The 22,673-nt window shown below is 44.4% G+C and carries 20 protein-coding genes; 15 read left to right on the forward strand and 5 right to left on the reverse strand.

Annotated features, from left to right (window positions below):
• The first annotated feature begins 162 nt into the window (after positions 1-162).
• Both R7E42_RS22310 and R7E42_RS22315 read left to right on the forward strand, forming a co-directional pair.
• Positions 163-876 carry a hypothetical protein gene (locus R7E42_RS22310; protein WP_318072999.1) on the forward strand — a complete coding sequence of 238 codons (714 nt, stop codon included), beginning with the start codon at positions 163-165 and terminating at the stop codon, positions 874-876.
• Positions 877-886: 10 nt separating this feature from the next.
• Positions 887-1,231 carry a hypothetical protein gene (locus R7E42_RS22315; RefSeq protein ID WP_104980051.1) on the forward strand — a complete coding sequence of 115 codons (345 nt, stop codon included), beginning with the start codon at positions 887-889 and terminating at the stop codon, positions 1,229-1,231.
• Positions 1,232-1,309: 78 nt separating this feature from the next.
• Here the strand turns inward: R7E42_RS22315 and metG are convergent, their stop codons facing one another.
• The gene (metG, locus tag R7E42_RS22320; protein ID WP_005387290.1) at positions 1,310-3,385 is read right to left on the reverse strand and encodes a methionine--tRNA ligase; all 2,076 of its coding nucleotides are present in this window, start codon (positions 3,383-3,385) and stop codon (positions 1,310-1,312) included.
• Positions 3,386-3,547: 162 nt separating this feature from the next.
• Here metG and apbC point away from each other — a divergent pair, with 162 nt between their 5' ends.
• From apbC to R7E42_RS22335, 3 genes are all read left to right on the forward strand, one after another.
• On the forward strand, positions 3,548-4,624 hold the full coding sequence (gene apbC / locus R7E42_RS22325; RefSeq protein ID WP_318073000.1) for an iron-sulfur cluster carrier protein ApbC: 1,077 nt from the start codon (positions 3,548-3,550) through the stop codon (positions 4,622-4,624).
• 180 nt (positions 4,625-4,804) lie between these two features.
• On the forward strand, positions 4,805-5,446 hold the full coding sequence (gene udk, locus R7E42_RS22330) for a uridine kinase (RefSeq protein WP_005380833.1): 642 nt from the start codon (positions 4,805-4,807) through the stop codon (positions 5,444-5,446).
• A 188-nt stretch (positions 5,447-5,634) separates the two neighbouring features.
• Positions 5,635-7,722 carry an AsmA family protein gene (locus R7E42_RS22335; RefSeq protein WP_318073001.1) on the forward strand — a complete coding sequence of 696 codons (2,088 nt, stop codon included), beginning with the start codon at positions 5,635-5,637 and terminating at the stop codon, positions 7,720-7,722.
• 62 nt (positions 7,723-7,784) lie between these two features.
• Here the strand turns inward: R7E42_RS22335 and cobO are convergent, their stop codons facing one another.
• Entirely contained in the window at positions 7,785-8,390 is a 606-nt protein-coding gene (cobO, locus tag R7E42_RS22340; RefSeq protein ID WP_005380837.1) for a cob(I)yrinic acid a,c-diamide adenosyltransferase, read from the reverse strand.
• Positions 8,391-8,507: 117 nt separating this feature from the next.
• Here cobO and R7E42_RS22345 point away from each other — a divergent pair, with 117 nt between their 5' ends.
• Entirely contained in the window at positions 8,508-8,957 is a 450-nt protein-coding gene (locus R7E42_RS22345; RefSeq protein ID WP_025767219.1) for a low molecular weight protein-tyrosine-phosphatase, read from the forward strand.
• A gap of 60 nt (positions 8,958-9,017) precedes the next feature.
• Here the strand turns inward: R7E42_RS22345 and R7E42_RS22350 are convergent, their stop codons facing one another.
• A complete protein-coding gene (locus R7E42_RS22350; RefSeq protein WP_005380840.1) occupies positions 9,018-10,577 on the reverse strand; it encodes a SulP family inorganic anion transporter in 1,560 nt (519 codons plus the stop codon).
• A gap of 332 nt (positions 10,578-10,909) precedes the next feature.
• The gene (gene rne, locus R7E42_RS22355) at positions 10,910-13,969 is read right to left on the reverse strand and encodes a ribonuclease E (protein ID WP_285385573.1); all 3,060 of its coding nucleotides are present in this window, start codon (positions 13,967-13,969) and stop codon (positions 10,910-10,912) included.
• Between the two features lie 639 nt (positions 13,970-14,608).
• Here rne and rluC point away from each other — a divergent pair.
• Positions 14,609-15,553: a 23S rRNA pseudouridine(955/2504/2580) synthase RluC gene (rluC, locus tag R7E42_RS22360; RefSeq protein WP_021033985.1), complete on the forward strand. Its 945-nt coding sequence runs from the start codon at positions 14,609-14,611 to the stop codon at positions 15,551-15,553.
• 58 nt (positions 15,554-15,611) lie between these two features.
• Here the strand turns inward: rluC and R7E42_RS22365 are convergent, their stop codons facing one another.
• Positions 15,612-16,193: a Maf family protein gene (locus R7E42_RS22365; protein WP_054729223.1), complete on the reverse strand. Its 582-nt coding sequence runs from the start codon at positions 16,191-16,193 to the stop codon at positions 15,612-15,614.
• 149 nt (positions 16,194-16,342) lie between these two features.
• Between R7E42_RS22365 and yceD the strand changes: the two genes are divergently transcribed.
• From yceD to fabF, 8 genes are all read left to right on the forward strand, one after another.
• Entirely contained in the window at positions 16,343-16,867 is a 525-nt protein-coding gene (yceD, locus tag R7E42_RS22370) for a 23S rRNA accumulation protein YceD (protein ID WP_005387307.1), read from the forward strand.
• 59 nt (positions 16,868-16,926) lie between these two features.
• Complete coding sequence (gene rpmF / locus R7E42_RS22375; RefSeq protein WP_005396978.1) at positions 16,927-17,097, forward strand: 50S ribosomal protein L32; 171 nt, start codon at positions 16,927-16,929, stop codon at positions 17,095-17,097.
• A 10-nt stretch (positions 17,098-17,107) separates the two neighbouring features.
• Positions 17,108-18,133, forward strand: coding sequence for a phosphate acyltransferase PlsX (gene plsX, locus R7E42_RS22380; protein WP_017633846.1), 1,026 nt, complete (start codon positions 17,108-17,110; stop codon positions 18,131-18,133).
• 5 nt (positions 18,134-18,138) lie between these two features.
• Positions 18,139-19,089, forward strand: a complete 951-nt coding sequence (locus R7E42_RS22385; protein WP_017821385.1) for a beta-ketoacyl-ACP synthase III — start codon at positions 18,139-18,141, stop codon at positions 19,087-19,089.
• 75 nt (positions 19,090-19,164) lie between these two features.
• Positions 19,165-20,088 (forward strand): ACP S-malonyltransferase, encoded by a 924-nt coding sequence (gene fabD / locus R7E42_RS22390; protein ID WP_005387313.1) that lies wholly within the window; start codon positions 19,165-19,167, stop codon positions 20,086-20,088.
• A 45-nt stretch (positions 20,089-20,133) separates the two neighbouring features.
• Positions 20,134-20,868, forward strand: a complete 735-nt coding sequence (gene fabG / locus R7E42_RS22395) for a 3-oxoacyl-ACP reductase FabG (protein WP_031781117.1) — start codon at positions 20,134-20,136, stop codon at positions 20,866-20,868.
• A 246-nt stretch (positions 20,869-21,114) separates the two neighbouring features.
• Positions 21,115-21,348, forward strand: coding sequence for an acyl carrier protein (acpP, locus tag R7E42_RS22400; RefSeq protein WP_004406112.1), 234 nt, complete (start codon positions 21,115-21,117; stop codon positions 21,346-21,348).
• 93 nt (positions 21,349-21,441) lie between these two features.
• Positions 21,442-22,673: beta-ketoacyl-ACP synthase II (fabF, locus tag R7E42_RS22405; RefSeq protein WP_318073002.1), on the forward strand; the 1,232-nt coding region annotated here is incomplete at its 3' end.

Raw genomic sequence — 22,673 nt, forward strand, 5'->3', positions numbered from 1 at the left:
ACCTGATATAGCTTGTGCTCTTGATACTGTAAAAAGTTGGTCACAAGAAACCAAAAGAAATGTAGCCAATCTAACACGTGAGTTTGGCGATGAAAACTAACAAGCGGTAGCCCTCCTCTATGAAAAAGAGATTAAGCCTTTTTAGATGCTACTAATCATACTATGGGGGGAATCGATGAGTATACTGCAGTAGGTGCTGCCGCTACTGCTGTTAATGAAAAGCAAGTCAGATTGAGTAATTTCGGGAAAGCTTTGCTCAAATATCAAAACGCCTTACTAGATGTACGTACAGCCTCACGAAGTGGTGCGCAGAAAAAGGAGCTTGTGAAGCTTGGATATAGAGTTAAAGAAGCTCACAGTTCTTTGAATGCAAAATTTAAAAAAGAGCTTGCCCATTATGCAGGAAGAGTTAAAAGTAGCCGTGGAAACATTTGGAGTAACCCGAATAGGGCTGTCAATATCGCGCGAAGTGGCAGGGATATAACTAAGTTACATTTAACATCTATAGCTAACATCCGCTCAATTCGATTTCTTGAACAAAGCTCTAGTATTGTGGGTAAAAAGATCATCATGATTGATGCTGGTGTTCGCTTTAACAATGTTCGAAATGCCAAGAATAACGGAGAAAATTGGCAAAAAAGAGCAGCAATGGAAGTTGCAGGGTTTGGTGCGAGCAACGCTGCTGGCGTTTGGACCACATCCAAAGTGATTGTATCTGGGATGGGAGTCGCTTTGGCTGCTGGCCCATTTGGAGTAGTAGTCTTAATTGGTGTAGGCTTAGGTGTCGGCTATGCAGCAGCTAAGATGGCTGATAGTGCAGGGCAAAATTTAGCCAAAGGTGCCTATGAAGTTAGTTCTAACATTCATTGGAATTAAAGGGATCAACGTGTCTTATTTTGATATGACAAATATGATTATCGGATGTACTTGGTTAGTTAGTACTTTGCTTTTCATTCGTGTTTCGGTAAAGCGGATCGAGAAAAAGATGTCGAAGGATGGTCATGGCCCTGTCGGTTGGGATAGAGATACCTGGGGGGTTAGATTCCCAATGTATACTACAGTTTTAATGCGAGGCAAGCCTGCGAAAGTATCACTTGTAGATGATCAGTTAATACTAAAATACGCAACGACATTTGATCGAGTTCTCGCTTTTGTAGTCACGATCAGCTTTGTACTTTTCCTTGCATGTGGCGCGATTATTACTTGGGGTCCAGAAGAATTCTCTTTGTAGTACAATCAAGCTTAATCGATAAGCTTAACTGCGAGAAAAGGCTTAACTGATTTAGTTAAGCCTTTTCAATAAAGATACTTACATTACGCGCATGCCAGGTTGAGCGCCTTCGTGTGGCTCAAGGATCCACAGGTCGCTACCACCAGGGCCTGCCGCTAGGATCATACCTTCAGACATACCAAACTTCATCTTACGAGGTTTTAGGTTTGCTACCATTACCGTTAGCTTACCTTCTAGCTCTTCAGGTTTGTAAGCTGACTTGATGCCAGAGAATACCTGACGAGTTTCACCACCGATGTCCAATTGGAACTTAAGCAGTTTGTTGGCTTTTGGTACTTCTTCACAAGAGATGATACGAGCGATACGCATATCTACTGCAGCAAAAGCATCGAACTCAATCTCTTCAGCGATTGGTTCTTTGTCTAGCTCGGTTTGGCTAGCCTTGTTCTTTTCCGCTTCAGCTTTCTCTTTCGCCGCCATTTCTGCCGCCGCATCTTCTTTAGACGCTTCGATCATCGCTTCAACATTCTTCGGATCGATACGGTTGAACAGTGCTTTGAACTTAGTGATCTCGTGGCCTGTTAGTGGAGCAGCGATGTTTTCCCAAGTTAGCTCTTGGTTTAGGAACGCTTCAGTACGCGCAGCTAGCGATGGCATTACTGGTTTCAGGTAAGTCATCAGTACGCGGAACAGGTTGATACCGACAGAACAGATGTCTTGTAGTTCCTGATCTTTGCCTTCTTCTTTTGCTACAACCCACGGTGCTTTTTCATCAACGTATTGGTTAGCTTTGTCTGCCAATGCCGTGATTTCACGGATTGCACGACCAAACTCACGCGTTTCGTAAAGCTCAGCGATACGGTCAGCAGCAGCAACAAATTCGTTGTAAAGTTCAGGCTCTGCAAAGTTGTCAGACAGTTTGCCTTCAAAACGTTTCGCGATGAAACCTGCGTTACGAGATGCCAGGTTAACGATCTTGTTAACAACGTCAGCGTTTACGCGCTGAGTGAAGTCTTCAAGGTTAAGATCTAGATCATCGATACGGCTGTTTAGCTTCGCAGCGTAGTAGTAACGTAGACACTCAGGGTCTAGGTGCTCTAGGTAAGTGCTTGCTTTTACGAACGTACCTTTAGACTTCGACATTTTCGCGCCGTTTACGGTTACGTAACCGTGTACGAATACGTTGTTAGGCTTGCGGAAGCCAGAACCTTCTAGCATTGCTGGCCAAAATAGGCTGTGGAAGTAAACGATGTCTTTACCGATGAAGTGGTACAGCTCTGCTGAGCTGTCTTTTTTCCAATACTCGTCGAAATCTAGGTCGTCGCGCTTGTCACATAGATTTTTGAAAGAGCCCATGTAGCCGATAGGCGCGTCTAGCCACACGTAGAAGAATTTGTTTTTCTCACCAGGGATCTCGAAGCCAAAGTATGGTGCGTCACGTGAGATATCCCATTGCTGCAAACCAGATTCGAACCATTCTTGCATTTTGTTCGCTGTTTCAGCTTGTAGCGAGCCAGAGCGAGTCCACTCTTTTAGCATGCTTTCAAACTGAGGTAGGTCGAAGAAGAAGTGCTCTGAATCTTTCATTACTGGCGTCGCACCAGAAACCGCAGATTTAGGATTGATCAGTTCTGTTGGGCTGTAAGTCTCACCACAGTTGTCACAGTTGTCACCGTATTGGTCTTCAGACTTACATTTTGGACAGGTACCTTTTACGAAACGGTCCGGTAAGAACATCTCTTTTTCTGGATCGAACAGCTGAGAGATAGTGCGGCTAGAGATAAAGCCATTTTTCTTCAACTCAAGATAAATGTGTGACGCTAGCTCACGGTTCTCATCTGAGTGTGTGCTGTGGTAGTTATCAAAGCTGATATCAAATCCAGCGAAGTCTTTTTGGTGCTCTTCGCTAACTGCGGCAATCATTTCTTCAGGAGTAATACCCATCTGTTGCGCTTTAAGCATGATTGGCGTGCCGTGAGCATCGTCAGCACAGATGAAGTTTACAGTGTTGCCGCGTAGGCGTTGGTAACGAACCCAAATGTCCGCTTGGATATGCTCAAGCATATGACCAAGGTGGATCGAACCGTTAGCGTACGGAAGGGCACAAGTTACCAGCATTTTCCTTGACGGAAAGTTTTTTGGATCGTTTGCCATACTTAATATTCGCTTTTCTTGATAGGTATAAATAAATTTTGATGGATAATACTACCCCATGAACTGACTAACTCCAAGGTGTCAAACTGCGGAATGCCTTAGTTTTTTTGGGGTTCTGGTTGAGCCTGGACGGTGGTAGCATGACATCTAAAAGGAGGGCTTATGCATCAGTTCACTTCAAAACAAGATTTTTGTCACTGGTTTAACCAATTCCAACATCCACAGTTGGTGGAAAACTGGGCAGATATTCATGGCGCAATTTCGATTACGACACAGGGTTCTATTGATATAACGTTGCCATTCGCAAGTAATGAGCTTCAAACCGTACTGCATGACTGGATCAAACAGCAGCAAGCCTCGGGTAAAGTGGCTGAATTCCCATTTAATATTCGCCTTGGAGTTAAAGCTTTAGAAACTCAAGTGGCTAACTCGGTTAAGGGTGTTAAGAACATCATTGCCGTCAGTTCTGCGAAAGGTGGCGTTGGTAAATCTACTACCGCAGTTAACTTAGCGTTGGCGATTGCTCAATCTGGGGCGAAAGTGGGATTGTTGGATGCAGATATCTATGGTCCGTCTGTACCTATGATGTTGGGGCAAGAAGATGCTAAACCAGAAGTTCGTGATGGCAAGTGGATGGAACCCATTTTTGCTCACGGCATCTATACTCATTCTATCGGTTATTTGGTGGATAAATTAGAAGCGGCGATATGGCGCGGTCCAATGGCTTCAAAAGCATTGTCGCAGTTATTAACTGAAACAGATTGGCCAGATTTGGATTATTTGGTGATTGATATGCCGCCAGGAACGGGGGATATTCAATTGACTCTGTCACAACAAATTCCGGTAACAGGTAGCGTGCTAGTCACAACGCCGCAAGATTTAGCCCTTGCCGATGCAAGGAAGGGAGCGGCAATGTTTAACAAAGTCCATGTCCCAGTCATTGGTGTTGTGGAAAACATGAGTTATCACATTTGTAGTCAATGTGGCGCGAAAGAGCATATTTTTGGTATGGGCGGAGCTGAAAAAATGTCGCAAGAATTTGGCTTAGCATTGTTAGGACAAATTCCGCTTCATATCTCTATGAGAGAAGATATTGACGCTGGCGTGCCAACGGTAGCAAGACGCCCAGAAAGTGAGCATGCAGGGTATTATAAGCAACTTGCCGATCGCGTATGTAGCACGATGTTTTGGCAAGGCAAAGCAAAACCAGATGCGATTAGCTTTACAATGGTGAACTAAGTTTACTATGCCTGTTGGTTGATAATTGCACACTTTAACGTTTGCTCGGAGGTTAATCCTCTGAGCAGGCAGAAACTTATGACTAAACCCTAATTCCAACTAGTAACTATGGGGTGAACTCCCTATAATCAGGCAGTTTATCTTTTTATGTGACTAGAAATCATCATCGGGTGCAAACTAATGTCTGATAATAATCAATGCGTCATCGTAGGTATTGCTGGCGCTTCTGCTTCTGGAAAAAGTCTGATCGCGAGCACTATTTATAATGAGCTTCGCGCGAAAGTAGGCGATCATCAAATCGGTGTCATCACGGAAGATTGCTACTACAACGACCAAAGCCACCTAAGCATGGAAGAGCGAGTAAAGACGAACTACGATCACCCGAGTGCGTTGGACCACGACCTACTGTGTGAGCACCTAGAAAAATTGGTACGTGGTGAAGCAGTAGAAGTGCCTGAGTACAGCTACACTGAGCACACAAGAACAATTAACACCACCACAATGACACCTAAAAAGGTGATCATTCTAGAAGGTATCCTTCTTCTTACAGACCCTCGTCTTCGTGATTTGATGCATGCGACAGTATTTATGGACACACCGTTAGATATTTGCTTGCTTCGCCGTGTTAAGCGTGATGTGGAAGAACGAGGCCGAACTATGGAGTCTGTTCTTAAGCAATACCAACAAACAGTACGTCCGATGTTCATGCAGTTTATCGAACCTTCTAAGCAATATGCGGACATTATTGTTCCTCGCGGTGGTAAAAACCGTATCGCAATTGATGTATTAAAAGCTCACATTGCAAGACTTTTGAAAGCTTAAGCCTATAGACGGCTATATCGCTTTATTTTTAGGAGAAGAAGTGGCACCTTAAGTGCCACTTCTTTTTTTGTTTTTAAATTAGTCAGTTGCAGGTTAAAACCAGACACTTTTCACGCTTTTGTGGAACTGTCAGTGGTAAATGGAGTCTGCGCTTATAATTGTAAAAACACTCGAGCAAGGAAAAACAAATGAAGAAACTGCTCTTAATTCTAGCAATACCGATTGTGGTCATTTTGGTCGCAATTTTAGCGTTAACCATCTTCGTCAATCCGAATCAGTTTAAACCCCTTATTGTTGAGCAAGCGCAAAAGCAAACGGGATTAGAGTTGGCGATTGAAGGGGATATCAGTTGGCAATTTTTCCCATCGATTGGCTTTGAGTTGGGACATACAGAATTGCGAAACCCACAAGGCTTTAGTAAACCCAATTTATTCAAAGTTGATACCGTTGGTGTAGACATCTCTGTTATGCCACTTTTTAGTCAACAGCTTGAAATTGGAAACGTCACGCTTGATGGTGCTGAGTTCTACATTGAAACCAAGAAAGATGGCAGCAAGAATATTGATGCATTGACGAAAGCCCAAACACAACAAGCAGAACAAGAGAGCAATACTGCGCCTACGCAAAATGGTGAAACGCAAACTTCTGGTTCTGATTGGAGTATTAATCTTGCTGGCGTTACGGTTTCTAACGGTTCATTAGAAATGCAGGATAAGCAAGCCGGTAGTTACACCAAACTTTATGATATTTCATTAAACCTTTCCGAATTCGCTTTTGACAACTGGACAACGGCTGATTTTGGCGTGAAGGGCGAAATGAACGACCAAAAGTTCACCGCGAAAGGTCAGGCAGACTTTAAGCTAGAAAAAGGTTTGGCAAACTACGCGCTAAAGAACATCAACTTTGATGCGACATACTCTGACCCTGCCAATAAAATTGAATCGGCAACGATCGGTTTAGACACGTTTGAATTCGATAAAGTAAATAACCTGACTTATGCCATTAAGGGTGACGCTGGTGGTATGAAGTTAGATATGCAGGGTGCTGGTCAACTTAGCGTGGACAAGGCTATCAGCAAAGTACAGTTGGATAAGTTAACTCTTAAATCGACTTTTGAGGGTGATGCTTTACCTCAGTCCCCAATGAAAGTCGACATGGTGTCTGATCTGTCTTTCGACCTAACGAAAAACCATCTGAGTTTTGTTCTAGAGAAGTTAACAGCGAATGCTATCGCCTTAGATGGTAAGGCTGATGTGGCACTCGGTGATATTCCTAAAGTACGCTTTGCTCTCCATAGCCCCAATATCGATCTTGATGAGTTCTTAGGGTTAGATAAGCAAGCTGCCGAAGGTAATAAGCCTGCTTCTGGTGGCGAGAGTGCTCCTGCCGGACCTGAGGTTGAGCCTGATTTGTCTGCGTTGAAAACGTTAGATGTAAAGGGTGACATTACCATCGACAAATTCAAAGCGGCAAATGCGAAGATGGAAGCGGTAAAAACGAGCTTCACTGTAAATCGTGGCGTGTTTGAGCTTACATCTTTTAGTTCGAAGTTGTACCAAGGCTCAATCTCAGCGACAGCGAAGTTAGATGCACGCCAATCACCAGCGACTTACAGTGTTAAAAAGTCAATCAAAGGCGTGAAAGTTCAACCGCTACTTATAGACGTTGCTGAAAACGACAAACTTGAAGGGACAGGTAACATTGATGTGAATGTTACAGGTAAGAGTCTCACGCCTACCGGTATCAAGAAGAATCTATCTGGTACGGTTGTTATCAATTTTGCTGACGGTGCGGTGAATGGCATCAACGTTGCTCAGTTGATTCGTGAAAACTATGCGAAATTTAAAGGGCAAAAAGTTGAAGGCACCAATGTAGCTAAGAAAACAGACTTCAGTGCGATGACGGCGACATTGAAACTCAACAAAGGTGTTGTATCAACGGATAATATGCAAGCTCAGTCTCCATTGTTACGTGTTCGTGGTAAAGGTACCGCAAACTACATCAATGAAACAGTCGACTTTACTATCAGCACGTCAGTTGTAGGCAGCCTAGAAGGCCAGGGCGGTAAAGATATAGATGAGCTGAAAGACATCACGATTCCAATCAATGTGTCTGGTAAGTGGGCAGATCCTAAATTCAAGCTCGTATTCGATGATGTTCTGAAGCAGAAAGCTCAAAAAGAAATCGATCGTGGCGTGGAGAAGCTAACGGACAAAATCAAAGACGAGAAAACCAAAGATGCGGTCGATGGTTTATTGAAGAATCTTTTCAACTAACCGTGCGTGAAAATCAAAAGGGTTGGCATTTTGCCAACCCTTTTTAAATTACTCTGCGAGTGTTACCAATCGACGCCTTTGAGGGCTTTTACGCCAGATTCAAATGCGTGCTTTACATTTTTCACTTCAGAAACGGTATCGGCCATTTCAATCAGGGTTCGATGTGCGCCACGCCCAGTAATAATAACCGACTGCATTTTAGGTCTGTTGCTCAGTGCTTCGACCACTTCGTCTAAGTCGATGTAGCCGTAGCTCACCATATAAGTTAGCTCGTCAAACAAGATGACATCGATAGAGTCGTCTTGCAGCATGCGCTTACATTCTTGCCATACGCCTTGCGCTGCTTCGGTATCAGCGGCTTTGTTTTGAGTTTCCCACGTAAAGCCGGTTGCCATTACTTGGAATTCAACGCCGAGTTTCTCAAGTAGGTTGCGCTCACCGTTGTCCCAAGTACCTTTAATAAACTGCGCGACAGCACAATTCAAACCATGACCCACTGCGCGTGCGATCGTACCGAATCCTGATGTCGATTTACCTTTACCATTTCCGGTAATGATCAGTAGCAGACCTTTTTCCTCTTGAGCAGCAGCGATTTTTGCGTCTACCTGTTCTTTGACTTTTTGTTGGCGAGCTTTATGGCGTGCTTCTTTATTTTCTTCGATAGACATAATACTTCCTCAATTCCTTTTCGTGCTGTGCCCAAGCTAATTTGGGTTCATTGATTTATCTCGCTATGATAGACCAACATATCGTGAAGAAAAACCACCGATAATTCAGGGAATAAAATGAAGAAAATACTTGTTGTTTGTATGGGAAACATTTGTCGGTCACCAACTGGAGAGGCAGTGTTAAGAGCGAAAGCTCAAAAGCTAGGCGTTGAAGTAGAGGTTGATTCGGCAGGTACAATTGGCTACCACGCAGGAAACCGACCGGATTCAAGAGCGATGGCAGCAGGAAAGCAGCGAGGTTATTCTTTTAAAGGAATGCAAGCGCGCCAAGTCACCATTGATGACTTTGAAAAGTTTGACCTTATATTAGCCGCAGATAAAGCAAATTTGGCCGATTTATTGGATATTTGTCCGTTGAAGTATCGACACAAAGTATCGTTATTTTTAAGTCATTCTGAGTCAGGTTACGACGAAGTCCCGGACCCATATTATGGTGGGGAAGATGGCTTTGAACTGGTGCTTGATTTAATCGAAGAGGCATCAGACGCAATTTTGAAGAAGCTATAATCGCCGTGCTTGAAGACAATAGAAAAAGGGATGAGCTCAGCTCATCCCTTTTTATTCGTGTTAACCCGCTAGTATGTCGGTTGCGACTTTGTAGCTTGGGTCTTCCTTCACGTTAATTTCAACCAAGCTGCCAGCTTTGTCCAAAAGTTTACGACAATCTGGGCTTAGGTGACGAAGGTGCAGCGTTTTACCTTGAGCATTGTAACGCTCAGCCAGTGTTTCAATGGCTTCAATTGCAGAGTGATCTGTCACGCGAGAGTCTGCAAAATCGACAATCACATCTTTTGGATCTTCAGGCGCGTTAAACAACTCCAGGAAGTTAGCCGCAGAGCCAAAGAAAATAGGGCCGTGAATCTTGTACTCTTTTGAACCTTCCTCGTTTAAGCACGTGTCGGCATAGATGTGCTTAGCGTGTTGCCATGCAAACATTAATGCAGAAACGATAACACCAACCGCTACGGCAACAGCAAGGTCAGTAAGAACAGTAACAACGGTCACAAGAACAATAACGAAGAAGTCTTGCTTCGGTACGCGGCGTGCTAGCTTAAATGTTGCCCATTCGAATGTACCAATGACAACCATGAACATCACACCAACCAGAGCAGCGAGTGGGATCATTTCAATTAGCGAAGAAGCGAATAAGATAAACATCAATAGAGCGATAGCCGCAACGATACCAGATAGACGGCCGCGACCACCTGAGTTTACGTTGATCATCGACTGACCAATCATCGCACAACCACCCATTGCGCCAAACACAGAACACGTCATGTTTGCCATACCTTGACCGATACATTCGCGGTTAGATTGACCACGAGTATTCGTCATCTCATCTAAAACTGTCAGTGTTAGTAGAGATTCAATTAGACCAATGGCCGCTAGAATGATCGCGTATGGAAGAATGATTTGTAGAGTTTCTAGCGTAAATGGCACCGCCGGAATAGAGAAGGTCGGCAGTGAACCTGCAAGTGTTGCCGCTTCATCACCAGACATTGTACGCAGGAAGTCAACAACAGTACGAGTTTCCAGATCCAAACCAACCACTAAAGCAGTCACCGTTACGATTGCAACAAGTGAAGAGGGTACAGCCGTTGTGATTTTTGGTAGAAAGTGAATGATTGCCATAGTTAGCGCAACCAAACCAAGCATTAGTAGCATTTGGTCTTGTGGTAGCCAAGTAAGCATGCCGTTGATATCTGGCGCTTTAAACTGACCCAACTGAGCTAGGAAGATAACAATAGCCAGACCGTTCACAAAACCAATCATCACAGGGTGAGGCACGATACGGATGAACTTACCCAATTTAAACATACCAGCGGCAATTTGAAGTATACCAGCGAGCATGATGGCTGCGAATAGGTACTGGACACCGTGAGTCGCGACAAGCGAAACCATTACGACTGCCATGGCACCTGTTGCACCAGAGATCATGCCGGGACGACCACCGAAAATGGAAGTAATAAGACCAACGATGAATGCAGCGTAAAGACCGACCATCGGATCTACGCCTGCGACGAACGCAAATGCGACAGCTTCAGGAACCAATGCTAGCGCAACGGTTAAGCCTGATAGCACATCATTTTTTACGGAGTGCTTAGAAAATTGGGGAAATTCGAACATGTTTGTTTTTAAGTTCTCTTTGCAATGAGTTAAACCCGACACATATTCGTATTTGCACAAGCCACTGAGTGGTTGATTTCTAATCAAACATTGCAGTGTAAACCGTAGTATTAAAAGAGCAGCATCAGAATGGTGTCGAAAACTTGAGTCGGCGCATGCTACCGAAAAGTGTGATTAAGTTCAAGAATGATACGAATAATGGCGTACAAATGTGATCACGAATTGGTATTTATATGAACAATTTATAGGGCAAATATGAAGATAAAAAAGGCTACCAGATGGTAGCCTTTAATTTATTTATGCCGTTAAGCAGTTGAACGTAATGATTTAGCCTAGTTAAAGTTAGGCTTTGTCATCTCTGCTGATGCGCGGTTTTTAGCCACTTGGCTACCCGCACCTTTAGCTTGGTAACGTTCGGTTTTGAACGGTGCTGCTGCAACCGTGATTTCGCGTAGCTCTTGAGGGCCAGGTGCTTTAGTCATCGGTGCGCTAGCGTTTAGCTTAGCCGCAACTTTAATGGCTTCGACTTTAGGCTCTGATTTAGCTACTGGCGCTTCGGCTACAATCTCTTTTGCTGCTTCAACGATAGGCTCTTCAGTAGGTGCCGTTTCTACAATGGCATCAACCGGTTCAGCATGTTCAGTTACAGGAGTTTCAACGATAGGCTCTACCGATGCTGTTTCTACTACTGCCGATTCAGTTTTTTCTGCGATTACTGCTTCCACAACAGGTGCTTCCACTTTCGCTTCAACTGTTTCTTGAATCTTTGATTCAACAACTGGCGCTTCTGTTACAACAGGTTGCTCGCGGCGAATAATCACTTTACCCATAGCCATCTCTGGACAAGCAAAACCACCTTGCATTGTAGGTACTGCTGCTACTGTTTCTTCCTTAACTTGCTCTTCTTTCTTAGGTGCTGGTTTCGGAATGTAGCGTGGCATTACTTTACCCATAGCCATCTCAGGAGAAGCTACACCACCTTTACGCAGGCGGAACGGGTTAGGACGGCGATCGCGGCCACGGCGACGGCGCTGGCCGCTTGCACGCAGGTGACGTGGCGAACGACGGTTACGACGTTGCTTAGACTCTGCTTGCTTGTTGTCTTGTTGTGCTTCTACCGCTGCTTCTGTTGGCTTCTCAACTTTAGCTTCAACCGTTTCTTGAGTCTTAACCGCTGTTTCTTCGGCTTTCTTCTCAATAGCTTCTTGGTCCTTAACGCGTACAGACTTGTTCAATTTGCGACGTTGGCGGCGCTCTTTCACTTTTTCTGCTTTCGCATTTTGCTGCTTCGGTTTGCTCTCTTCTGGTTTTGTTTCAGTACGAGCTTCCGCTGCTAGCTGCAGACCTTTTTCCGCTACTTTTGCGTTTGCTTTCTGCTCTTGGGCTTTATCTGCCTGTTGAGCTTTAGGTTTACGCTTTTGGTTGCGGTTTTGCTGTTTATTGGTTTGTTGTTGAGCTTCGTTTTGCTCATTCGCTTGCTCATCACGAGGCTTACGACGACGTCGGTTATCGCGATTGTCGCGGTTATCACGATTATCGCGCTGGTTGTTATTGCGACGACGATCGTTGCGATCACGCTTGTTACGTCGATTATCGCGATTTGGTTTTTTCTCTTCCTGAGGTTTCTGTTCTTCTTTTGTTTCTTCAGAACCACCGAATAGGAAGCTACCAAGTGCTTTAAACAGACGGCTGAACAATCCAGGTTTCTCTTCTTGTTCAACGTTTTGTTCTTTCTTCTTCGCCTCAGGAGCTGGTTTAGCTGCTGGTGCAGGTGCGGTTTGAGACGGAGCAGCAAAGCCTTTAAGAACTGGCTCTTCAATTCGTTTTGGTTTTACGTCAACTTCCGCTGGCTCTTTACCTTCTGCTTCTTTCATTGCTTCCAGTTTCTTAGGAAGTAAGTAAGAAATCAGATCGAACTCTTCGCCTTCACGAACACGGATAACTTCAAAGTGCGGTGTTTCCATATCAGAGTTAGGAACAACCGTAATTTTCACTTCTTGAATGCGTTCGATATGGTTTACTGAACGACGTTTTTCGTTCAATAAGTAAGAGGCGATTGGCACAGGTACGACTGCAAGTACTTGTGCTGTGTTGTCTTTTAGCGCTTCCTCTTCAATTAAACGAAGTACAGAAAGTGCTAGAGATTCGTTGTCGCGAACGACACCAGTTCCGCTACAGCGAGGACAGATGTGATGGCTTGCTTCTGCAAGAGAAGGGCTCAAGCGCTGGCGTGACATCTCCAACAAACCAAAGCGAGAAATACGACCGATTTGTACACGAGCGCGATCAAGACGAACGGCTTCACGTAGACGGTTTTCTACTTCTCGTTGGTGACGAACCGGGGTCATATCGATAAAGTCGATAACCACTAAGCCACCCAAGTCACGTAGACGTAATTGGCGAGCAATTTCGTCGGCTGCTTCTAGGTTCGTGTTTAGAGCTGTTTCTTCAATATCGCCGCCCTTGGTTGCACGAGCAGAGTTGATATCGATAGACGTTAGTGCTTCAGTCGGGTCAATAACAATAGAACCGCCAGATGGCAGACGCACTTCACGTTGGAAAGCCGATTCAATTTGGCTTTCGATTTGGTAGTGGCTGAATAGTGGAACTTCGCCTTCATATTTCTTAACGCGGTTAAGGAAATCAGGGCGCACCAATTGAATGTGCTCTTTTGCACGTTCGTAGATGGTGTTGCTATCAATTAAGATTTCGCCAATATCACGACGCAAATAGTCACGGATTGCACGAACGATAACGTTACTTTCTTGGTGGATTAAGAATGGAGCAGGGTTAGAGTCCGCTGCACCTTTGATTGCACCCCAGTGGTTAAGTAGTACATTCAAATCCCACTCAAGTTCTTCAGCACTCTTGCCAACGCCAGCAGTACGTACGATTAGGCCCATGCCCTGAGGCAGTTCCAAAGTACTTAATGCGGCTTTTAGTTGAGTACGCTCGTCACCTTCGATTCGACGAGAAATACCGCCAGCACGAGGGTTGTTAGGCATCAGAACAAGGTAACTACCAGCAAGAGAAATGAAAGTAGTAAGAGCAGCGCCCTTGCTTCCACGTTCTTCTTTTTCCACTTGAACGATAACTTCTTGGCCTTCCGTTAGCACTTCTTTGATGCTTGGACGACCTTGGTAGGTGTAACCTTCAGGGAAATATTCGCGGGCAATTTCTTTGAGAGGGAGGAAACCGTGACGCTCGGCGCCGTAATCAACAAATGCGGCTTCTAAGCTTGGTTCGATACGTGTGATACGTCCTTTGTAGATATTCGCTTTTTTAGATTCATGTCCTGGACTCTCGATATCAAGATCGAAAAGTCGCTGGCCATCAACCAGAGCGACACGCAACTCTTCTTTTTGAGTTGCGTTAATTAACATTCTTTTCATTGAAAATTCTCGTTGTCTTTTCTTTTATATCTTTCTTGTCGACTTGCCACTGTTTTTTCGCTCTTTCACGGTGCCTGATCCCATGGCTTGTATTTTGCAGCCTCCCGGCTGGAAGGGGATGCTCTCGGGCACTTCAGTCATCACAAGCCTCTTGTGGTTTCTGTTGGAAACGTAGACTTGTGACCCGCTATTTGGGCGGTAGGTACTCAACGTGAATATGCGAGGAGTAGGGTGGCAAGAGTGTTGAATTCGATGTGTCTCACGCCAATGCTGCACTCGACCTTCAACGATCTACTCACATTGCTTGAGGATAAATGATTGGTAATGAATAAAATGTAACCAAACCTTCCTTAGCAGCTGTGAACTATAGCAGTGCGCGTGGCTATCAGCAATCTGCTTTCACGCAAACGATAGAAAATTTGCCGCTAAACTCAAAATTTCTATTTTATAACTGGCTGTTTCATAAGCAATTGAGATGTGCAAACTGTTCAAGACAGAAAACAAATTGAGAACTTGATTGAGAGTTTTAATAATTTAAACAAAAGCTTGGCGAAATTTAGACCAGTATGTGCCACCGAGTGTTTCTTTTACGACAAGAATAATGTGAAGTCGCACGAAATTGAGTTTACAATACCGCCCATGAACGAAATAAGAACAAAAGTCCAGTTCGTCGACATCGACGAAGATATGGCGGGTCAGCGCATTGATAATTTTTTGCGCAACCAATTAAAAGACATTCCTAAAAGCATGATTTACCGAATTGTGCGTAAGGGCGAAGTGCGCGTAAATAAAAAGCGTATAAAAGCAGAGTACAAGTTAAAAGCAGGCGATCTCGTTCGTATTCCACCGGTGACCGTCGAGAAAAAAGATGACGATGTCGCACCAAGTACGAAACTTAACAAAGTCGCTGAGTTGGAAAATATGATTATCTTCGAAGATGACCATATGTTGATTCTAAACAAACCATCTGGCACCGCTGTGCATGGTGGCAGTGGTTTAAAGTTTGGTGCGATTGAAGCGCTTAGGGCTCTGCGTCCTCAAGCTCGCTTTCTTGAACTTGTGCATCGTATTGACCGTGATACTTCAGGGATTTTGCTGGTTGCTAAGAAGCGTTCTGCACTTCGTCACTTGCAAGCCCAGTTTCGTGAAAAGACAGTAAAGAAGTTTTACTTAGCTCTTGTCATGGGGCAATGGAAAAGCAGTTGTAAGGTTGTGAACGCGCCACTGCTCAAAAACGAAGTGAACAGTATTGTTCGTGTTAACCCTAATGGTAAGCCGTCAGAAACGCGTTTTAAGATTTTGGAAAAGTTCGAACAAGCTACATTGATTCAGGCGAGTCCGATTACTGGTCGAACTCACCAAATACGAGTTCATACGCAATACACTGGTCACCCAATCGCTTGGGATGATCGCTACGGTGATCGTCGCTTTGATGCTTACACAGGTCAAGTTGGTTTAGATCGTTTGTTCCTACACGCGGCAAACATCAAGTTCCAACACCCATCAAATGATGAGTGGATGGAAATCAACGCACCGATGGAACCGAAACTAGAAAAAGTGTTGGCGGGTTTAAGAAACGCGTAACCATGTTTTCCTCGCGGATGCAAAAGGGAGCCTGTGGCTCCCTTTTATCGTATTTGGGTTAAAGGACATCGAGTCCTTGAACATGCAACATATCAATCAAATCAATCAATGGTAGTCCGACAAGTGTGTTCGGGTCTTTACCGACTAATTTCGTAAACAAGCAAATTCCCATGCCTTCGCTTTTAAAGCTGCCTGCGCAGTAAAAAGGTTCTTCCCTGTCGACGTAGCGTTCGATTTGTTCAAGTGTTAAATCTCTAAAGTGCACCTCGAAAGAATCAAAGCCGACTTCTGTATGGTTTGTGACGGTGTTATGTACCGCAAGACCAGTATAGAAAGTGATGACTTTTCCACTTTGAGCCAAAAGTTGATTTATCGCGTTATCTCTATTTAAAGGCTTGCCAACGATTTCACCATTAATGACACAAACTTGGTCACTGCCGATAACTAAACTTGCTTTATCCGTCTGGCAAGATATTGCTTTCTCTTGGGCCAGTCTCTGTACAAGTTCAGTTGGCGTTTCTTGGTCAAAAGGTGTTTCATCGCAATCAGGTGGTAAACAAACGAATGGTAGTGAGAGCTTTTCAAGCAGTTGTTTACGAAAAGGGGAAGTTGAGGCTAAAACCAGTTGGTAATTTTTCATTTTGAATTACAATTCGTGGGAGCATTTCCAATAGGATAATCGATCAAAAATGATTCTGGCTAATGCTCTGTATGTTAAGCGTAAAAAAGTACAACTTTTTTGCCTTTTTCTTTGACTAATTTTGATTTGGAAGATAATATTCGCGCCCTATGCAAAAGGTAAAAATACCGCGAACGGTTGACCCAGCTAAAGCTGCACAGAAACGATTGGATTACGATGGCATCATCCAAGCTAGTCTTTTCAAGCGCTTAGTGGAAACAACTGAAGGCGTAAAACGCGACGCAGAAGTCTCATTGTCATTTGGGATGGATGAACAGCGACTCGTTGTTATCTCTGGTAAAGCTAACATCGAAGTCGATTTAGAGTGTCAGCGTTGTAATGAGGTATTCGCACATGAGTGCGAAGTTGAATTCCTTTCTACTCCTTACTACGGTGAGAAAACAGAACAGGAAGCACCAGAAATTTATGATTTGGTAGATCTAAATGAATATGGTGAATTAGACCTCATACAACTTGTTGAAGACGAGTTCATCTTAGCATTACCTCAAATTGCGATGCACGATGAAGCGGATTGTAGCGTTGATTCAAATAACATGGTTTTTGGTGAGATTCCTGAAGAAATTGAGGAAGAAAAACCGAATCCATTCGACGTTTTGAAAAGTCTGAAAAAGTAATAGGTGTGGTAGCCGATTCTTCTTCAGGTTTTTAACCCAATAGTATAGGAGTAGGGTCAATGGCCGTACAGAAAAACCGTAAAACTCGTTCTAAGCGCGGTATGCGTCGTTCACACGATGCGCTAACTACAGCTGCTCTATCTGTAGACGCGACTTCTGGTGAAACTCACCTACGCCACAACGTAACTGCTGAAGGTTACTACCGTGGTCAAAAGGTTATCAACAAGTAAGGTTGAACCTTTGCAAAGTATTACCGTTGCACTTGATGCAATGGGCGGGGATTTCGGTCCACGCGTAACAGTGCCTGCCGCCGTGCAGGCACTGTCTCATTTCCCAGAGCTAAAAGTGATTCTTATTGGTGATCAATCTCTGATCACGTCTCAATTATCTCAACTCGGTACCTCGACCAGTTCTCGCTTGACTATTCTTCACAGCGAGAAAGTTATCTCGAACTCAGAAAAACCTTCATTGGCGTTACGTAATAGCCAAAATAGTTCTATGCGTATGGCTATCGATTTGGTTTCTGAGCAGAAAGCGGATGCTTGTGTTAGTGGTGGCAACACCGGTGCATTAATGGCACTATCGCGTTTCATTCTTAAGTTACTTCCTGGCATTGAACGTCCTGCTTTAGTTTCCGCTTTACCGACGATTACCGGAAAGCGTACTTGGATGCTGGATCTGGGGGCGAATGTATCGTGCGATGCTGATAGCTTGTTCCAATTTGCTGTAATGGGCAGTGCATTAGCTGAAGAACACTTGGGTCGTCCTCCTCGCGTTGCTGTACTCAATATTGGCGCAGAAGAGATTAAAGGTAACGATTTAGTCAAACGTTGCGCAGAAATGCTTTCTCAGACCGATGCGATTAACTTTGTCGGTTATATTGAAGGTAATCAAATTTTGCATGATGTTGCGGACGTCATTGTTTGTGATGGATTTGTCGGCAACGTATGCTTAAAAGCCAGTGAGGGAACAGCTCAACTTTTTATCGAAAAAATTAAAACCAGCATAATGGCATCAACGATAAAGGGTTGGATAGCTAGAAAGTTGTTTTCTAGGCTGTTTAATGAACTAAAAACACTGAACCCCGACCAGTATAACGGCGCAAGTTTGCTAGGATTGCGCGGCATTGTCATAAAAAGCCATGGAAGTGCGGATGTATCTGCGATTGTCAATGCACTTGGCGAGGCAGTACACGAGGTCAAACGACAAGTACCAAGCCGTATTAGCGATCGTTTGGAAGCGGTTTTACTCGAGAGGCATTATTAGTCTTCATGTATAGCAAAATTTTAGGTACTGGCAGCTACCTGCCATCTCAGGTGCGTACAAACGCAGATCTAGAGAAAATGGTAGATACAAGTGATGAGTGGATCGTTGCTCGCACAGGTATTAAAGAGCGTCGAATTGCTGCAGAAAACGAAACTGTAGCAGACATGGCATTCTACGCAGCTGAAAACGCTATCGATATGGCGGGTATTGATAAAAACGATATCGACCTGATTATCGTAGCCACAACGAGCAGTAGCCATACTTTCCCTTCATCTGCGTGTCAGGTGCAGGCAAAGCTTGGCATTAAAGGTTGTCCAGCTTTTGACTTAGCCGCTGCTTGTTCTGGTTTTGTGTACGCATTATCTGTTGCAGACCAACATATCAAATCTGGTATGTGCAAAAACGTACTTGTGATTGGTTCAGATGCTTTGTCTAAAACGTGTGATCCGACAGACCGTTCAACCATCATCCTATTTGGTGATGGTGCCGGAGCCGTTGTCGTAGGCGCTAGCCAAGAGCCTGGCATTATCTCTACCCACATATACTCGGATGGTCAATTCGGAGAGCTTCTAAGCCTACCTGTACCTGTGCGGGGGCAAGATGCGGATAAATGGCTTCATATGGCTGGGAACGAAGTATTCAAAGTCGCTGTAACTCAGCTATCGAAACTAGTAAAAGATACGCTTGAAGCCAACAACATGCATAAGTCTGAACTAGACTGGCTAGTGCCGCACCAAGCGAACTACCGCATTATTTCAGCGACAGCGAAGAAACTTTCGATGTCACTAGACCAAGTCGTGATTACACTTGATAAACACGGCAACACATCGGCTGCAACTGTGCCAACAGCACTAGATGAAGCGGTACGTGATGGTCGTATTAAACGCGGTCAAACTCTGCTTCTTGAAGCGTTTGGCGGCGGATTCACTTGGGGCTCAGCCCTTGTGAAGTTCTAAGTTTCACAAGAATTCAAAATTTAAGGTGCACTTGGTGCATCTTATTTCTTTTTACTTTGCTTAAAGGAAAACAACATGAGCAAGTTTGCTATCGTATTTCCAGGTCAAGGTTCTCAAGCTGTAGGTATGCTTGCAGAACTAGGCGAACAATATGACGTAGTAAAACAAACATTTGCAGAAGCATCTGACGCACTAGGTTACGATCTATGGGCGCTTGTTCAAAATGGACCTGCAGAAGATTTAAACGAGACTTTCCGTACTCAACCAGCTTTGCTAGCTTCATCTGTTGCAATCTGGCGTGTATGGCAGGAACTTGGCTTAGAGCAACCAGCAAACCTAGCCGGTCACAGCCTAGGTGAGTACTCAGCACTTGTATGTGCGGGTGTTATTGACTTTAAAGAAGCCATCAAGCTGGTTGAATTACGTGGTCAACTTATGCAAGAAGCAGTACCAGCTGGTACTGGCGCAATGTACGCGATTATCGGTTTGGCTGATGATGCGATTGCAAAAGCGTGTGAAGACGCAGCGCAAGGCGAAGTGGTCTCTCCAGTAAACTTTAACTCGCCTGGTCAAGTCGTTATCGCTGGTAGCAAAGACGCAGTAGAGCGAGCTGGTGCGCTATGTAAAGAAGCCGGTGCGAAGCGTGCGCTTCCTCTTCCTGTTTCAGTACCTTCACACTGTGCACTTATGAAGCCAGCAGCGGAAAAACTTGCTGTAGCTCTTGAGTCTATCGAATTTAACTCACCACAGCTGCCAGTTATCAACAACGTTGATGTGGTTGCTGAGACAGATCCTGCAAAAATCAAAGATGCGCTTGTTCGTCAGCTACATAGCCCAGTTCGTTGGACTGAAACAGTTGAACTGATGCACGAACAAGGCGTAGAAAATCTTCTTGAGCTTGGCCCTGGTAAAGTTTTAACAGGTCTAACAAAACGTATCGTGAAAACGCTAACTGCAGCAGCAGTGAATGATATCGCATCGCTAGACGCTGCGAAGTAATCCATCAAGCGATAAATTTGCGATAAGAAAAGGAAACACAACATGATGAATCTCGAAGGTAAGATCGCGCTAGTTACCGGCGCAAGCCGTGGTATTGGCCGCGCGATCGCGGAACTTCTTGTCGAGCGAGGTGCTACGGTTATCGGTACTGCTACTTCTGAAAGTGGTGCGGCTGCTATCAGCGAGTATCTTGGTGATAACGGTAAAGGCTTAGCGCTTAACGTGACTGATGTCGAGTCTATCGAAGCGACATTAAAAACGATCAACGAAGAATTTGGTGTGATCGATATTCTGGTGAATAACGCTGGTATTACTCGTGACAACCTATTGATGCGCATGAAAGATGATGAGTGGAACGACATCATCGATACCAACCTAACGCCTATCTACCGCATGTCTAAAGCGGTTTTACGCGGTATGATGAAAAAACGTGCGGGTCGTATCATCAACGTAGGCTCTGTTGTTGGTACCATGGGTAATGCTGGTCAAACTAACTACGCAGCAGCGAAAGCGGGCGTGATTGGTTTTACTAAATCAATGGCTCGTGAAGTTGCGTCTCGTGGTGTAACAGTGAACACTGTTGCTCCTGGTTTCATCGAAACTGACATGACTAAGGCACTAAATGATGACCAACGTGCGGCAACTTTGTCGAACGTGCCAGCAGGTCGTTTAGGGGACCCACGTGAAATTGCATCAGCAGTAGTTTTCCTTGCTTCTCCTGAAGCAGCGTACATTACTGGTGAAACTTTGCATGTAAATGGTGGCATGTACATGGTTTAATGCGACAGTTTATGCAAAATAAGCTATTTTACATTGTGAAAAATAGCCTATAGTTGCAGTTAACTGTCATGAACTTGTCATGCTTATGCGCAAGATTTGTGCATGATTTAAGTCAAAAATGTATTGAAATTCGGTTAAATTCGCTAATTTTGTGGTTTGACCAGCAAGGACCCCCTTGCAACTTTCAATAGTTCGAATAAACTACGGAATCATCGCATTAGGCGAAATCTGTAAAGGAAAAGAAAAATGAGCAACATCGAAGAACGCGTAAAGAAAATCATTGTTGAACAGCTAGGTGTAGACGAAGCAGAAGTTAAAAACGAAGCTTCTTTCGTTGATGATCTAGGTGCTGATTCTCTAGACACTGTAGAACTAGTTATGGCTCTAGAAGAGGAATTCGACACTGAGATTCCTGACGAAGAAGCTGAGAAGATCACTACTGTTCAAGCTGCAATCGACTACGTAAACAGCGCTCAGTAATTAGCTCTCCCAGGCGGTCTCCTAGACCGCCTGTGTTCTTTCTAACTTCTTCTATCCTCTCATAGAAATATTCAATTCCCGGAGAATTATATCGTGTCCAAGCGTCGTGTAGTTGTCACTGGCATGGGTATGTTGTCACCGGTAGGCAACACAGTAGAATCATCTTGGAAAGCCCTGCTAGAAGGTCAAAGTGGTATCGTAAATATTGAGCACTTTGATACTACGAACTTCTCAACTCGTTTTGCAGGTCTTGTTAAAGATTTCGATTGCACAGAGTACATGTCTAAAAAAGATGCTCGTAAGATGGACCTTTTCATCCAGTACGGCATTGCAGCGGGTATTCAAGCTCTTGATAACTCTGGCTTACAAATTACCGAAGAAAATGCGGCTCGAGTTGGTGTTGCTATCGGCTCAGGCATTGGCGGTCTTGACCTTATCGAAACTGGCCATACTGCATTAGTAGACAAAGGCCCTCGCAAAGTTAGCCCATTTTTTGTTCCTTCGACCATTGTAAACATGGTTGCAGGTAACCTATCTATCATGCGTGGTCTTCGTGGTCCAAATATCGCGATTTCTACCGCATGTACTACTGGCCTGCATAATATCGGTCATGCAGCACGTATGATTGCCTACGGCGATGCAGATGCGATGGTTGCTGGTGGTGCAGAAAAAGCTTCTACGCCTCTTGGCATGGCTGGCTTCGGTGCAGCTAAAGCACTATCTACTCGTAATGAAGAGCCTCAAAAAGCGTCTCGCCCATGGGATAAAGGCCGTGATGGTTTTGTTCTAGGTGATGGTGCTGGCATGATGGTGCTTGAAGAGTACGAACACGCAAAAGCACGTGGCGCGAAGATTTACGCAGAACTGGTTGGTTTTGGTATGTCTGGTGATGCTTACCACATGACATCTCCAAGCGAAGACGGCTCTGGTGGTGCACTTGCGATGGAAGCGGCGATGCGTGACGCTAACATCACAGGTACTCAAGTAGGTTATGTGAATGCTCACGGTACTTCTACTCCAGCTGGTGATGTTGCAGAAATCAAAGGCGTGAAACGTGCTCTTGGTGAAGAAGGTGCGAAGCAAGTTCTTGTATCTTCAACTAAGTCGATGACGGGTCATCTATTAGGTGCTGCTGGCTCTGTTGAAGCAATTATCACGGTTATGTCTTTGGTTGACCAAATTGTTCCGCCAACCATTAACCTTGATGATCCAGAAGAAGGTCTAGACATCGACCTTGTGCCGCATACAGCGCGCAAAGTTGAAGGTATGGAGTACGCTATCTGTAACTCGTTTGGCTTTGGTGGTACAAACGGTTCTTTGATCTT

The sequence above is a fragment of the Vibrio sp. Vb1337 genome (genome assembly GCF_033338715.1).
GTDB classification, from domain to species: Bacteria; Pseudomonadota; Gammaproteobacteria; order Enterobacterales; family Vibrionaceae; genus Vibrio; species Vibrio alginolyticus.